This window comes from Nitrospinota bacterium (assembly GCA_027619975.1).
In the GTDB taxonomy this organism is placed as follows: Bacteria; Nitrospinota; Nitrospinia; order Nitrospinales; family VA-1; genus JADFGI01.
The window spans coordinates 32250-47096 of the sequence record JAQCGX010000017.1 but is presented as its reverse complement, the minus strand read 5'-3'; the positions used below and the strand labels follow the sequence as shown (position 1 = coordinate 47096).

The 14847-nt window shown below is 50.1% G+C and carries 12 protein-coding genes and 1 other RNA gene; 5 read left to right on the top strand and 8 right to left on the bottom strand.

Annotated features, from left to right (window positions below):
• Positions 1–81: 81 nt before the first annotated feature.
• Entirely contained in the window at positions 82–816 is a 735-nt protein-coding gene (locus O3C58_07750) for a C4-type zinc ribbon domain-containing protein (protein MDA0691745.1), read from the top strand.
• 31 nt (positions 817–847) lie between these two features.
• Positions 848–1235, top strand: an RNA gene (gene rnpB / locus O3C58_07745) — RNase P RNA component class A.
• 77 nt (positions 1236–1312) lie between these two features.
• Here rnpB and aspS read toward each other — a convergent pair.
• Complete coding sequence (aspS, locus tag O3C58_07740) at positions 1313–3088, bottom strand: aspartate--tRNA ligase (protein ID MDA0691744.1); 1776 nt, start codon at positions 3086–3088, stop codon at positions 1313–1315.
• A gap of 398 nt (positions 3089–3486) precedes the next feature.
• Between aspS and O3C58_07735 the strand changes: the two genes are divergently transcribed.
• Positions 3487–3933 (top strand): hypothetical protein, encoded by a 447-nt coding sequence (locus tag O3C58_07735; GenBank protein MDA0691743.1) that lies wholly within the window; start codon positions 3487–3489, stop codon positions 3931–3933.
• A 49-nt stretch (positions 3934–3982) separates the two neighbouring features.
• Here O3C58_07735 and O3C58_07730 read toward each other — a convergent pair whose 3' ends face one another.
• Positions 3983–5275, bottom strand: coding sequence for a 4Fe-4S dicluster domain-containing protein (locus tag O3C58_07730; GenBank protein MDA0691742.1), 1293 nt, complete (start codon positions 5273–5275; stop codon positions 3983–3985).
• An 83-nt stretch (positions 5276–5358) separates the two neighbouring features.
• The gene (locus O3C58_07725; GenBank protein MDA0691741.1) at positions 5359–5862 is read right to left on the bottom strand and encodes a hypothetical protein; all 504 of its coding nucleotides are present in this window, start codon (positions 5860–5862) and stop codon (positions 5359–5361) included.
• 352 nt (positions 5863–6214) lie between these two features.
• On the opposite strand from O3C58_07725, the gene O3C58_07720 reads away from it, so the two are divergent.
• Positions 6215–8035, top strand: coding sequence for a radical SAM protein (locus O3C58_07720; GenBank protein ID MDA0691740.1), 1821 nt, complete (start codon positions 6215–6217; stop codon positions 8033–8035).
• Between the two features lie 90 nt (positions 8036–8125).
• Here the strand turns inward: O3C58_07720 and O3C58_07715 are convergent, their stop codons facing one another.
• The 5 genes from O3C58_07715 to O3C58_07695 form a co-directional block, all read right to left on the bottom strand.
• On the bottom strand, positions 8126–8731 hold the full coding sequence (locus O3C58_07715) for a nitroreductase family protein (GenBank protein MDA0691739.1): 606 nt from the start codon (positions 8729–8731) through the stop codon (positions 8126–8128).
• 199 nt (positions 8732–8930) lie between these two features.
• Entirely contained in the window at positions 8931–9722 is a 792-nt protein-coding gene (locus O3C58_07710) for a dienelactone hydrolase family protein (GenBank protein ID MDA0691738.1), read from the bottom strand.
• 141 nt (positions 9723–9863) lie between these two features.
• Positions 9864–10085, bottom strand: a complete 222-nt coding sequence (locus O3C58_07705) for a 4-oxalocrotonate tautomerase family protein (protein MDA0691737.1) — start codon at positions 10083–10085, stop codon at positions 9864–9866.
• A 70-nt stretch (positions 10086–10155) separates the two neighbouring features.
• Complete coding sequence (locus O3C58_07700; GenBank protein MDA0691736.1) at positions 10156–10743, bottom strand: TetR/AcrR family transcriptional regulator; 588 nt, start codon at positions 10741–10743, stop codon at positions 10156–10158.
• Positions 10744–10825: 82 nt separating this feature from the next.
• The gene (locus tag O3C58_07695) at positions 10826–12781 is read right to left on the bottom strand and encodes a hypothetical protein (protein ID MDA0691735.1); all 1956 of its coding nucleotides are present in this window, start codon (positions 12779–12781) and stop codon (positions 10826–10828) included.
• A 201-nt stretch (positions 12782–12982) separates the two neighbouring features.
• Here O3C58_07695 and O3C58_07690 point away from each other — a divergent pair, with 201 nt between their 5' ends.
• Positions 12983–14830: a RiPP maturation radical SAM C-methyltransferase gene (locus O3C58_07690; protein ID MDA0691734.1), complete on the top strand. Its 1848-nt coding sequence runs from the start codon at positions 12983–12985 to the stop codon at positions 14828–14830.
• Positions 14831–14847 lie beyond the last annotated feature (17 nt).

Genomic DNA, 14847 nt, shown 5'->3' with positions numbered 1-14847 from the left:
TGCTACATTCCTCACAAGTCTTTGAAACCCAATACCATCCCAAATTAACTTAACTGCAAGCCTGAAGGCCGGAGTTTTTCTATGAATGCCGAATTGCAAAAGCTGATCGATTTGCAAGCTCTTGATCGGGAAATTTCCGAATTTGAGAATGCCTTGGCTTCCATCCCCAATCAAATCCAGTCGGCCACAGCGGAAATGGCGGCCTTGACCAAGGAAATAGAGCAGGCCCGTGAAGTCATCGCCTCCATGCGGAAATCGCAGAAGCAGTTGCAGGCGGATGTCCAGACAGAAAATGACCACATGGCAAAGACCAAGACCAAATTGCCGTTGGTCAAAACCAATAAGGAATACACTGCAATCGTGACGGAAGTCGATTCTGTAAAGCAAAAAATCTCCAGTATCGAAGATAAAGAGCTGGAGATCATGGAAGCTTTAGAAATCAAGGAGGGTGAAATTCCCGCCATTGAAGCCCGGTTTAAGGAAGAGGAAATCACCTTTAAAGAGTATAAAGCCAAGAAGGAAGCAGAAGGTGAACGGGTCAAACAGGAGTTGGAAGATGCCAGGGATAAACGCCAGGGACTGATAGGTTGTATTGCGCCAGAATGGGCTAAGAGCTATAATAAAATTACAAGTCACAGAGATGGCGTTGCTGTCGTTCGCCTCCTTGACAGCGTGTGTCAGGGGTGTTTTCAACTGGTATTGCCGCAAGTGGTGATTGATGTGAAAGTTGGGAATGAAATCCACCCCTGCCCGCATTGTTCGCGTTTCCTTTTTTGGGTGGAAGAAACTGAAGAACATCCGGCAGTGCCAAAATAGACTTATTACGATTACCCCACGAATTGGGGCCGAAGTAAACCAGGTGGTCGCTGTTCCGGCTTTATGGCCGGGAGAGAGGAAAGTCCGGGCTCCACAGGGCAGGATACTCCGTAACGCGGAGTGAGGGTGACCTCAAGGAAAGTGCCACAGAAAAGACACAGCCCACCCGGCGGAGGAGCAATTCTTCGGCGGCGGCAATGGTGAAAAGGTGAGGTAAGAGCTCACCAGTACCGCTGGCGACAGTGGTAGCTTGGTAAACCCTATCCGGAGCAAGATCGAATAGGAAAGTGTTTGAGGGCGGCCCGTCCGATACTTTCGGGTTGATCGCTCGAGCCTGTCGGCAACGGCAGGCCTAGATTAATGACCATCGCTCCATCGCAAGATGGAGGACAGAACCCGGCTTACGGTTTACTTCGGCTCCTTCCCGTGGGGCGAATCTCTACGACCCCAAAAAGTTCCCAGTTGCCTCAAGTTTGTTCCGGCAACAATCCCTGCATCACGATAAATCGTACTTCAATTTAAGCTCTTTCAATTGCTTGAGATCTATTTCGGAAGGCGCCTGGGTCATCAGGCAGGTGGCTTTCTGGGTTTTCGGGAAAGCGATGACGTCGCGGATGGATTCCGCTCCGCAGATCAACATGGTGAGGCGATCGAGCCCGAAGGCGATGCCGCCGTGCGGAGGAGCGCCGTATTGCAGGGCATCGAGAAGAAAGCCGAATTTCAGTTCCGCTTCCTCCTGACCAATGCCCAGCAGACTGAACATTTTCTCCTGAACTTCTTTCTGATGAATACGAATAGAGCCACCGGCGATTTCGTTGCCGTTCAGCACCAGATCGTAGGCGCGGGAGGAAATTTTTTCCGGGGTATCTGCAAACTGTTCCAAATGACCTTCATTTGGCGCGGTGAACGGATGGTGCATGGCGGCATAGCGTTTTTCTTCCTCGTTATACTCCAGCAAAGGAAATTCTGTAATCCATGCCAGGTTGATTTTTTTATCGTCTATCAGGCCCAATAATTTAGCAACCGCCAGACGGATGTGCGCCAACGCATCGGCGACGACCTTGGGTTTGTCGGCGATGAATACGATGGTGTCGCCGTCTTCACCCTGCATGGTGGCAATCAGGCGGTCGATCATATCTTTTTCAAAAAATTTGATGATCGGCGATTGCAGTTCGCCTTTTTGAATTTTGATCCAGGCCATGCCCTTGGCGCCATAAGTTTTAGCAAGCTCGGTCAAATCATCGAGGCCTTTACGTGAAAGAACCTCGGCGCTGTTTTTGACATTGATAGCTCTTATCTGGCCGCCGTTCTTGAGAACATCCGCGAATACTTTGAAGCCGGTTCCCTGAACCACATCGCCGAGATCCACCAATTCCAGCCCGAAGCGTAAATCGGGTTTGTCTGAGCCGAACCGGTCGATGGCATCTTTGTATTTTAGAATAGGGAAGGGTGTCTCGATGGTAATTCCCAGGATTTCCTTATAGACGGTTTGCATCATTTCCTCGACCAGAGGAAATAACTGCGTTTCGTCGAGAAAAGACATCTCCATATCGATCTGCGTGAATTCCGGTTGCCGGTCTTGCCGCAGGTCCTCGTCGCGGAAACATTTGACGATCTGAAAATAGCGGTCCATGCCCGCGACCATCAAAATCTGCTTGAACAACTGTGGCGACTGCGGCAGGGCGTAGAATTTTTTTGGGTTCAACCGGCTGGGGACCAGATAGTCCCGGGCGCCTTCCGGCGTGCTTTTGGTCAACATGGGAGTTTCAATTTCCATGAACCCGTGTTGGTCAAGAACATTCCGAACCACGCGGGTGATCTGGTAGCGTATTTTCAGGTTGTTTTGCAGACGGTTGCTACGGAGATCGAGGTAACGGTTTTTCAGCCGCAGGACTTCTGAAACGTCCTGATCGTCCCAACCGGAAAACGGCGGTGTTTTGGATTCATTCAGGATCTGCAGGTCATCGATATAGACCTCGATTTTCCCGGTTTTCAGTTTGGCGTTGACCATGCCCTCCGGGCGGCTCCGCACTTTTCCTTGCACGGCCATGACATAATTGCCGCGCAGGGATTGGGCGTGCTGGTGGGCCAGCGAGTCTATCTGCGGGTTGAGCACCACCTGGGTGAGTCCTTCCTTGTCCCACAGGTCGATGAAGATCAGGCCGCCATGATCGCGCCGGGTGTGAACCCAGCCGCACAGGGTGACGGATTCATCGATATTTTTTTCGGACAGTTCGCCGCAGTGATGGGTTCTTCGCAGTTTCTGGGTCATAAAGTTCCTGGTTCAAGGGTGCTTTGCAGACTTCAGGGCCGTTGAATATTTCCCGTAAAATCTATAAGGCAAATAAAAACAATAGTATATGTCTATTTATTGGGGGCATCCGGAAACACCTCAGCCCGCATTATCGCAAAACGGGAAAGGGATCAAAGAATGACCAAAATACTTAAAATTTAAGGGAGTATCAAGCGCATTGTGAAAAATAACGGGATACAGGGCCACAAAAAACTTGAAGGCCCATTGTAGCATTTTTCTATTAAACAGGCGACCCAATACCCGATAGAGATGAGTTGCAAATTCCTTGATGCCAGTTATCAATTATGTTTTGCTGTTAAACAGGTGGACAATTCCGAATATCGGCTCTTTAAGAATTTCAATAAAGGATTTTGCACATGCAAAAATTGAAGTGGGTGATTCTGTTGGTTGCAGTAGCTCTAACAGTTTTCTTTGCCGAAACCGTCTTTGGAGAGAAAACATCAAAAATGGAAGTTAAGAAAGAAGTTCAGGAGGCCACCGAAACGATCAAGAAATACTCCATCGAACAACGGGATGAGGCGGTTAAAAGTACCAAATCGACGCTGGATAAAATGGACAAACGGATCGATCAGATGGAATCTGACCTGAATAAAAAATGGAAAAACATGACCGAGTCGGCGAGAGAGCAGAAGCAAAAAAGCATCCACGCGCTCAAGGAAAAGAGAAACGAGGTTGCCGAGTGGTACGGTGGATTGAAACACGGTTCCGCCAATGCGTGGGAGGAAATCAAAACCGGGTTTTCAAATGCCTATGAAGTCCTGGGAGACGCTGTCAATAAAGCAGAGAAGGAGTTATCCAATTAAAATTTGAAAAGAGCACGATGCAGTGCAGGGGTGGGGGAGGTGTTGAGCGTCAATCCCTTTCGCTTTCCATCGCCTGTGCGTTTTCGTTTTCTTCCTCTTGCTGGGCTTTTTTCTCCGCCGCTTCCCGTTCCGCCTTGATGCGGGCTGTTTCTATTTCCAGCCGCTTTTTCTGGATCTGGCTTTCAATGACCATTTGCGGTTTGATCTTGATGGCAACGGGAATATTCACGGTGCTACACGAAAGCACGCACACCCCACAGCCGGTGCAGGTATTTTTGTGGAAGATGGGTTTGTCGTCTTTCTGGGTGATGGCGCCGGGGATGGGGCAGTCGATCACGCATTGCTGGCAGAAGGTATCGCCATAGGCCTGGCATTTGTTTTTATCCATGATGGCGTAACCCATTTTGACTTCCATCTTGTCGTTATAGGGCGGCGGGACTAAAGCGCCGTCCGGACAGGCGGTAATGCAGGGAAGATCGTCGCACATGACACAGGGTATTTTCATGGGGTCGATGTAGGGCGAGCCGGCGATGAGAAATCCCATTTTCTTCGGGACTTTTTGAATCGCGTCCTTAGGGCAGGCATGGATGCATTTGTCGCAACGGGTGCAGGCCTGCAGGAACTGCCGCTCCGAGATGGCTCCCGGGGGTCGAATGAGAGGAACCCGTTTGGTGATTTTATCGACGGTTTCGTTCACCCGGTCTATTTTGCTTTGCACCGACTCCATCGCCGGTTTGGCGAAGAAATGCACTCCCTGCTTTAACAGATTACGGCGGCTGAACTCCGGGTCGACTTCTTCATCATCGACGGGAATTCCGAGAATCGTTTCCTGTGGAGGAGGGGAGGCTTGACGGACCGCGTCCGTTTGAGGTTCATCGGTGGTGCTGGTTTCCGCCGCGGCATTTTCAGGCGGGTTTTCGGGTTCTTCTTTCTTAGCAGCGGGGCGGATTTTACTCACCATGCGGCGGAAAAATCCCTTTTTTGCCTGAGGTTCAGGAACCGGCGCGGCTAATTCCTGGGGATCGGTTTCCCCTTCAACGGGAGTGCTGACTTCAGAATCGGCTTTTTTAGCTTTCGGAAGGTTTTTTTCGCCTTCTTCCACGGCATCGGCAAAGTCCGTCAGCTTGCCAAAGGAAAATAACTCTCTCCGGGAAACTTCTTTGGTTTCCTCCAGCTTCGGCTCCACCCGTTTGGTGGTCTTGTCCAGACTGAGCAACTGGGAATCCGTCCAGGTGTGGTCCCCCCGTTGGTCGGCAGAGATGTTATCTTCACCTGAGGCTCTTTTCTTGGGCGGCTTTTTGCCCTTAAAAGTTTCTTTTGCCAGTTTGTAGCGAAACTGCATGATGGTTTAAAGAAGTATATTGCGCCTTACGGCAAGGTTAATTTAAGGAAAATATTAAGGGTGACAACCTTTAATCCTTATTGTTAAGCCTTAACGGACCAACCGAATTCTTCGGCGATATTTACATAATCCTGCCAGTTTTGCGCGTTGGCGTTTTCCAGCATGTACTCATCCATCGCCAATACCAGTGGATGCCCCTTGTTGACAAACGACTGCACGGATGGAAAACGCAGCAGGAATATGATGACGGCGATTTTTGCCAGGTCGCGCAAATCGGGTTCCTCCATGATCTGCTTCAACACTTCATCCGCATTTTCAGCGGTGACTGTTTGAAACATTTCCCCGGTTTTTTCCTCAAGCTCAGGGTGCTCATCGCAAATCACTGCGGCCTGCAACTGCAACTCCAGAATCTTATTATAATCTTCTTCGTCAAATTCCCCGTCCATTTTTCCCTGATCCCAGGGGGATCCGTCCAGCGTTCTGTTATTGGGGGTGTCTTTACGTTCAGTCGTTTCACAAAATGTTAAATTTGCTTCATCCAGAAGGATTTTGGCTTTGTTCTCGGCGTTTGTTTCATGCTCTGACATGATAAAAAATTAACTCCCGGAAATATGTTCTCAAGTCTAATACTACCCTAAAGATTGCTGTCCGGCTCCTGATGCGGCCCCGTTTCCCTAGGGTAAGGTTAAACAGATCAAGTGGTTTTTCGAATACCACCATGGTATCATCATCGCAAACTGAATCCCAGAAAAATCAATGGAATCCGCCTGGCTGAGTTCCCCGTGGATTCCACGTGTCTAGTTAGGAATTCCGAAGATGTGGTTTCAGGGAGGTTTTTACAATGTTTTCCGCCCCAGGTTGATATGATACCATTGTTATTATAGCAGGCTAGAGTGGCTGGAAAAGAAGCCTTTCACTTAATTTTAGAAAGATGATTTTATGAAGAAGGTCATGTTGCTTTTTCCGCCCGAATGGGTGCCCACGGCTCCGTACCTGGCTCTCCCGAGCCTGACGGCGGTGCTCAGGCAGAACGGCATTGAGGTGGTGCAGAAAGATATCAATGTCGAAATGTACGACCATTTCTTCACCCGCGAATACCTGGAATTCACCCGCGACCGGATCAACCAGCGGAAAAAAGAACTAAAAGTACAGCAATGGGATGGCACCGCCAGCCAGGAAGATTTAGAAGTCCTGGAGATGATGAAATACTATACCAAGCTCGACCTGGACCACCACATCCGCAAGGTGGAGCGGGCGAAAGTCATCATGCGGTCTGAGGAATTTTATGAAGTGGACAAGGCCGAATGGGCCTTGAACGCCTTCCGGGAAGTGATGGAATATATCTCGGTTTCGTATTTCCCCGCCAGCGTCAATTTTTACCCGGTGGAAAGCAACCTCAACGTGTATCGGCCCTGGGTATCAGAAGACCTCCTCAAAGCTCCGCATGATGATAAGGTCAACGTGTACGCCGATGTCTGCCGTCAACTGGTCTTCAAACACATAGAGGATGAAAAGCCGGACATCATCGGCATCTCTATCGGCACGCCGGTTCAGCTCATGTCCGGCATCACCTTCGGCACCCTGATTAAGGAAAAATATCCCCACATTCATGTCACCGTCGGCGGCAACGTCATCACGAGGCTCAAAAACGAATTGCCCAAACAGGATAAATTCTGGGGCAACGCGTTCGATTCCATGATCACCTATGAAGGCGAGCATGCTTTAGTTTGGCTGGTGGAAGCGCTGGACGGTAAGCGCAAGATTTCTGAAGTACCCAATTTAGTCTATAAAGACGAGTCCGGTTTGGTCCGGGTCAATGAATTGTATCAGGAGCGGGTGAATGAACTGCCCATTCCTGATTTTGACGGCATCCCCTGGGAGAAATATTTTTCGCCGGAAAAACTGGTGCCATATCTGGGAACGCGCGGCTGTTACTGGGGCAAATGCACCTTCTGCGATCACGGTGCGGGTTACATCGATCAATTTCGCGCCAAACATGCCGACCAGATCGTCGATGAATTGAAGCAGTTGAAGGAAAAATACAACGCCAGGCATTTTATGTTCACCGATGAATCGTTCCCGCCGGCGCTGTTCGTCAAACTGCCGCCGATGATGATCGAGGCGGGGCTTGATATTTACTGGACGACGTTGATCCGCTTTGAAGCGAGTTTGCTGGAACCGGAAATGTGGGACATGGCGGCCAAAGCCGGATGCCGATCCCTTTATTTCGGGCTGGAATCGGCGAACGAGCGCATTATACGGCTGGTCAAAAAAGACACGAATATCAAAGTGGCGATCAAGAACCTGACCGAAGCCAAGCGCGTCGGTATCTGGAGCCACGTTATGGGTTTTTACGGCTTCCCCAGCGAAACGCCGGAAGAAGCGGAGGACACGCGGCAGTTTCTGCTCCAGCATCAGGACAAGATTCCATCTGTCGAGATGTACTTTTTCGTGCTCTACAACAACGCGCCGGTCATGCATGAAACCGAAACATTTGGCATCAAGGTGCATTCCAACCCCGAGCACGACCTGGCGCTGGATTTTTACTACACGCCGGAATCCGGCCAGACCACGGAAGAAGCCATGGCCCGCTACGAGGATTTTTACAAAAACGATTTCGATCCCTGGGCGATGCGAATCAACGCCCGCGAGCATGTGTTCCTGTACATCACCCATTTCGGCACCAACGACCTGCCGCAACTCTACGTCAAAAACGATCCTACCATCAGTCGGAAACTCGCCTCCGGAGTGATGATGTGATTTCTCCCTATGTGAGGGGATTTGTAAGGCTTGGCAGGATGAAAATCCCCCCAGCCCCCTTCACAGAAGGGGGAGCAAAATTCCCCCCTTTTAAAACCTATTCTCTACCACCACCTCGCTGAGCGGTAACTGGCCGGGCTTGGGCCACGGGGCTTTGGTTCCCTTGCCGATGGCGACCATCGCGCCCATCACATGATCGTCGGGCAGGTTGATGAGTGCTGCAACTTTTTCGATGTCGAAGCCGATCATCGGGCAGGAATCGTAACCCATCGACTTGGCGGCCAGCATCAAAGTCTGCATGGCCATGCCGATCGAGCGCTGGGCTTCGTCGCGCTGTAACCATTCCCTGCCTTCATGGAAGGGTTTCATCCAGTTGACCAGAAGGTCGTTGATTTCTTTGGGAGCATTCTGCCAATAGCGTTCGGGGTTCTTCTGCCAGGCTTTGGTATCCGCCGTCATCAGGATGAGTAGCGAAGCGTCGGTCATCTGCGCCTGATCGTTGCCAAACTCCTTGCGGATTTTCTGCCTGAGTTCCGCATCGCGCAGTATCACGAACCGCCAGTGCTGGATGTTGAAACTGGTCGGCGCTTGAATGGCGGCTTCCAGAAGTTTGGTTTCTTCCTCTTTGGATAGTTGGTGCTTTGGATCGTATTGTTTGATGGCGCGGCGCTTGTAAATAGCGTCAAAGGTGTCCATAGAAGTCCTTCCAAATAGGTTAGCGGATTGCTTGGTTAATTTTGTTTTTTCCGTATCGGTATTCGTTGCTGGCATTAGCCACCCTCCCCTTTATGAAAGGGGGAGTTTGTTTTTCATCCTGTTAATCCTGTCTAATGGTTTTAGTTTTCTTTGCGTCCTCTGCGTCTTTGCGGTGAAAACTTTCCTCTGTGGTTTCCTCTCATTTTCCAAACACACGTTTAAAAAACTGGTCCATCATTTTCCATGATTGTTTGTCCGCCGCCTGGTCATACTTCAAAGCGGGCAGATTGAACTTTTGGCTGAATTCATCGGCCTGGGGGTTGGTGTAACTGTGCCGAACCCCTTTTAAGCTCTTGTAGGTGAAATCGACATTGGCCTCGACCATTTCTTTAGTGAAAGACGCTACGGTGTCGGATTTCAGAAAAGCATCTTCGGCTCCGTTGATCACCAGAATGGCGGCGGTCACTTTATTCTTTTCCATTTTGGGTTGGTCGGGCAGGGCGCTGTGAAAAGCGACGATGCCTTTGAGATCCTCACCACCGCGCGCCATGCGTATCGAGACGGCTCCACCGAAGCAGAACCCGATGGCTCCTATTTGCTCGGCATCGACAGTCTCATGCGCCTGCAGAAACTTTTTGGCTTCCCTGAATTTGGCTTGCGAGGCTTCCCAGTTGGTGAACGCCGCAGTCATGAACTCGCCGGCTTTTTCCGGATGATCCGCCAGCTTGCCTTCGCCGTACATGTCGAGCGCGAAGGCGGTGTAACCCAGCCGCGCCAGCATTTGCGCCCGTTGCCGGGCGTGTTTATTGTGTCCCCACCATTCGTGGACGACGAGAATACCGGGGCGCTTGCCTTTGATGCTGTCGTCATAGGCCAGAAACCCCGTCAACTGGGTTCCGCCGGATTCGTACTGGATAATTTGAGTGTGAACTCCTGCATTTGCAATCGAGGTGATGCCAAAAACCAGGAACAGAACGAGCAGTTTTTTCACGATAGCCTCCATGAATAGATTCAATTAAGGAAAAAATAATAAAAACGGAAAGTCGGACAGCTGAAGTCGGCAGTATTTCCCCGCAGTCGCCAGTGGTGACAAGGGCGCGGCCAATTCCTCTGTTGGCGTCCGTTACCAGGGCTATTTTTTCATTTTGGCCAATTCCTGCACCCCTCGGGTGGTCACCGGGGTTCCGCCGACGCCCCATTCGCCAGAATTGACATCTTCAAGGATGACCCAGGTGATGGGACGCAGGCCTTCGCCCGCCACAGATACGATGGCATCAGTGACTTTCTTGATAATTTCCTGCTTTTGCTCAAGGCTTAATAATCCACTGATTCCTTTAATTTGAGCGAGAGGCATGACTTTATCTCCTTTCAGTTGAGAGCATTGATGAATTTGAACCAACCAGTTCAAAATCAGGAATAAAATTTTAATCCAGGGCCGCCAGGACAACCTGGGTCACTTCTTTAATTTCGGTTGTGCCCGCACCGGCTTTAATCATCGTTGTCAGACCGTTCATACTGCTCAATAAATAGCGGGCCAGAGGAAGCGGTTTTTTATTGGCTGGTATGCCCCCTTCTTGCTGAGCGCGTTTCACAGCTGACAAAAACACATCGGTCATTTGTTGGATGCTTTTTGTGATTATTTTGGAGATGACCGGATCTTTTTGCGCAAACTCACTGACGCAGTTTAATATCAGGCATCCCCGGCGGTCGCTTTTAGGCCTGGCTTTTTCCGCCATCGACATAAAGGTATCTTCAATGAAGGTGCGGCCCGTTTTGGCTTTTTTAAGAGAGTCGATCAAATCACTAATGAAACGATCCTGATAATAATTAATGCAGTTCTGGAAAAGCTGATGCTTGTTTTCGAAGGTTTGATAAAAACTGCTCTTGGAAATATTCATCGCAGTGATGAGGTCGGCTAAGGAAGTGGCCTCGTAGCCCTTGCTCCAGAACACCTGCATGGCGGCCTGAAGCGCCTGGTCCGAATCAAATTCTCTGGGGCGTCCGATATTCATGATGGGTTTATTATGGGACCGATTGGTCCATAAGTCAAGGAAAATTACAAATTCCCTAAAACGAGTTTAAAATTATTAGAACTTAATTCCGCCGAAAGCCGCGCAAATTGGGTTGTGGCAGGCCCTCTTTTGTTTCCACCGGTGGGGGAGGGGGCGTCTCTTCCTCAAGTTGCATCTGTTTTTTCTCAAGCAGGAAGACCGTCAAGTCCGGGTTCACCTGGTTCTCCGGGCACATCTTCAAATGCTGACGATAAAAGGGCATGTTCATGACCGGGTCGTTGTATAAACATTCCATTCCGTAGTGGTCGAACAGTCCTTGAATGGGCTTGGGGCCGACCAGAAACAGGATGCCTTCAGGCTGCAGCGCCTCGACCGCACTTTGCAGCATGCTTTGGCAGGCCTCGCGGTCTTGAAAATACATGAAGGGAATCCACTTGAATATCAGGCCGTATTTTTCCTTATAGACATCGATCACGTGTTCCCGTTCCGGCAGAAAAGACACCTTGCTCAGGTTGTGCAGTTGATTGCGGGAGGCCGCGTAGTTCCACAGCAGGCAGGCGTTTTTCTGGCTGAATTCCGAGTCGCTGAACAGCACGGTGTATTGCCGGTCGCGGGTGCAATCGATGCAACCGGCGAGTACGGTATCGAAAGTGTGAATCAGTACCTTGTCGATTTTTTCCAGTTTCGACGGCATCGCCGGCGACATTTCCAGATAATAAAACATCTGGTCGAGAACCATCGGTTGGAGAGCGGCTTCGTCGATCGCCGTGGCTCCCTCGGGGTAAAAGGGCACCGTGTACAGGACTTTGACCGGGTCTACGGTTGGTGGGAAGTTATTAAAAAACCACTTCCAGCCAAAGGGAAATTTAGTCGGGGGTTTAGAGGGTTCCGTTTGCGGAAGGATTCCCCATAGCGGCTCGAACGGAATTTCCCGGCCCAGTTCCCCCTCAACCAATATGAATGAATTATGGGTCACTTGCAGTTCGCGCTGGCAGGAAGGTTTGGCGCCCCGGAAACAATTGACAAAAGGAACGGCTAACGGATCGTTATGTACCGTCACCTTGTATAAAAATTTATCCTGAACCGTTAACGTGAGTTTATGGCTTTGGCTGAAATAGCGCCAGGGCGGATTGGCTTTGGGTGTCCAGGTGATCTGGTGCGAGCGGTCGGGGTCGGTGAACACCTTCATGATGTCCTTGCCCTCGGGGCCTTCGGGCATGAAAAATGCGGAAAAAATATTGAACGCTTCCTTGGAAGGGTAGGTGGGAAGCCCCCGGTAACGCAACGGTCCTAAATCCTGCTCGCGGGACTGGTCTTCATAAAGCCCCCAAATGAGTTCAAACGTCGCCCCGCCACTGCCCGGCAGGGTTGACTGAAATAATTCGACCACAGGGATGAGATCCAGCCTGGCCCAATTGACTGTGAACATGAAACTGATGAACAGGGTTTTGTCGAATGCGCCGTCGTTTAAGGCATAAAGGCCGTCCTTGGTGAGGTGGATGTCGTACTTGCCGTCGCCCTTGGGGATCATGTTTTCATCTGAATAAAAATACTTTACTTCCGAGAAGGGCACGCGCCAGGCTTCGGCGGCTTTTTTCCGGAGGTCGTCCAGCGACAGAGTTTCCCATCCGTCTTGCCCTTTGATGTCGATGACGGTGCTGAAAGTTTTCGCCCTGGGCTTGATGCCGATCCATTGTTGGCAGTCGAGTTGCATGCGGGCATGGACAAGCCTTGTTTCTCCCAAGGCTCCGGCTGTGGCCCATTCGCATTCGTTGAGCGGTTCTCCGCCTGGGTCTGCAGTGAAAAAGCGTCTTCCTTCCAGGTTGTAAAACGCCATGTGTCCCGTGGGATAGACTTTAATGCGGGTGTTGGCGACGCCCGGTTGGTCGTTTTCAAACCAGTAGGTGGCCCCGTCGATTTGAACGTTCTTCAACTGCGGAAATTTATCTTCAAAAGCTTCCACGAAGCTCTGATTGATTGGGAAAAGGATAGAACCCGGTCTTTTGAGGGCAGAGAGAAACTTTTCTTTATCATACATTTGATGACGACCTTGTGCAGATTAGTATTCAGGATGGACCGATTATAGAAAGGCTTTCCCCGGCCTGTCAATTGATACCTTGTGTGTTGTTTCTGATTGAATGACAGGAAATATTCGCATGGCGAAGCCTTTAGCAGATAATTAAATTTAAAAACTCCATTTTATTGTGATTTGTTTTCCCTGACTTGCTAAAATTCAAGCATGCCGTTTCGAACCGCTTTAGTAAACATGCCGTTTGGCTTCCATATCTATCCCTCGATTCAACTGGGGACGCTTTCCACCCTGCTCAAGAGTCATGGGCACGAAGTCACCAGTTTCTACCTCAACCTGCAATTCGCCAATCAGCTGGGACTCCCCGTATACAACGAACTTTGCGAAAAAAGACTGCTGATCGGCGAGTGGCTGTTTTCTCACTCCCTGTTCGGGGATTCCGAGAAAAACCAGGAATATATGGAAACTTTTGGCGGGTATGTTCAGGATGTCTGTCAATCCATCGACCGGCCCGCGCAATTTTTGTTGGACGTGAAAGAAAAAATGGTCCCGGAGTTTTTAAACTGGGCAGTGGAGTCGGTGGATTGGGGGCAATATTCCGCCGTGGGGTTCACGTCCACCTTCAATCAGAACCTGGCCAGTGTGACGTTGGCCAAAGGGATCAAAGAAAAATATCCTGATATTAAAATTTTGTTCGGTGGCTCGAATTTCGATTCCGAGATGGGGCTGGAATATTTTCGCGCTTTTGATTGGATCGATTATGTGGTGCAGGGCGAAGCGGAGCCGGTTTTGCCGCAATTGATGCAAGCCATGCAAAACGGCGGCGAGATTCCCGCCGGTGTCGTGTATCGCCGGGATGGAGAAGTGCATTACCGTGAGAGCACCGAAATGTTTAAGGGCTTTGAAGAATACGGTCCGCCGGATTATGAAGACTACTTCGAGCAATTGCGAAGCATCGATCCCGCATCCCCTCTGCTGGAAAACCCCATCATCCTTTACGAAACGGCCCGGGGTTGCTGGTGGGGTGAGAAGCATCACTGTACTTTTTGCGGACTGAATGCCTCCACCATGAAATTCAGAGCCAGGAGCATTGAGCAAGTCCATGCGGACATCTCGGAGCTATCCAAACGTTATGATACCTTTCGGTTTCGGCTGGTGGACAATATTCTGGAGTTGAGCTATATCGACGGAGTGTTCCAGGAATTTGCCAAAGAAAATTACGACCTGCAGTTTTTTATTGAGGTGAAGAGCAACCTGAACAAACAGCAGATCAAAACCCTGGCCCTGGGCGGCGTCAACGTGATCCAGCCGGGAATTGAAAGCTTCAGCGCCAATCAGTTAAACGACATGGACAAGGGCGTGCGCCCGATGCAGAACATTTTTTTCCTGAAGTGGGCGCTGTATTACGGCGTCGATGTGACCTGGAACATTCTGACCGGGTTTCCCGGCGAGATCGATGCCGATTACCAGGGCCAGATCGACATCCTCCAATCGTTGACGCATCTGCAACCGCCGATTGGCGTCGGCGACCTCTGGCTGGAGCGGTTCAGTCCGTATTTTACCCGCCCTGGTGATTACGGCGTTACGATTAAAGGCCCCAGCGAAGCTTATCCGTATGTATACGATGCCAATAAAATGGACCTGATGAAAATCGCTTACGATTTCGAGTTTGAAGCGGAAAATCAGGTCAGCCCGCAAATGAGTCAAAAATTGAAGGAAACCGTCGCGGAGTGGCGGAGCCGCCATGAATCGGAGCAAGTTCCGTTTCTGTTTTTTACCAAATCGCTGGATTTTGTGACTGTGTACGATGGCCGGTCGGTGAACGAATCCACCAAAACGCGTTTTGAGGGAATTCCGGCGTGGATACTGTCTTATTGCAATGAGAAGCCCATGTCCCTTGAAAAAATACAGGCGCATGTGAAGGAGAAATCCGCGCCTGATAATGTTGAGGAGGAGGCTGTCGCCCAAGCGCTTCATGATTTGGAAGATAAAAAAATAATCTACCACGAACGCGGCAAATACCTGACCCTGCCGCTACCGCACAATTCCCATCTTTAAAATCACTTATAATTGCC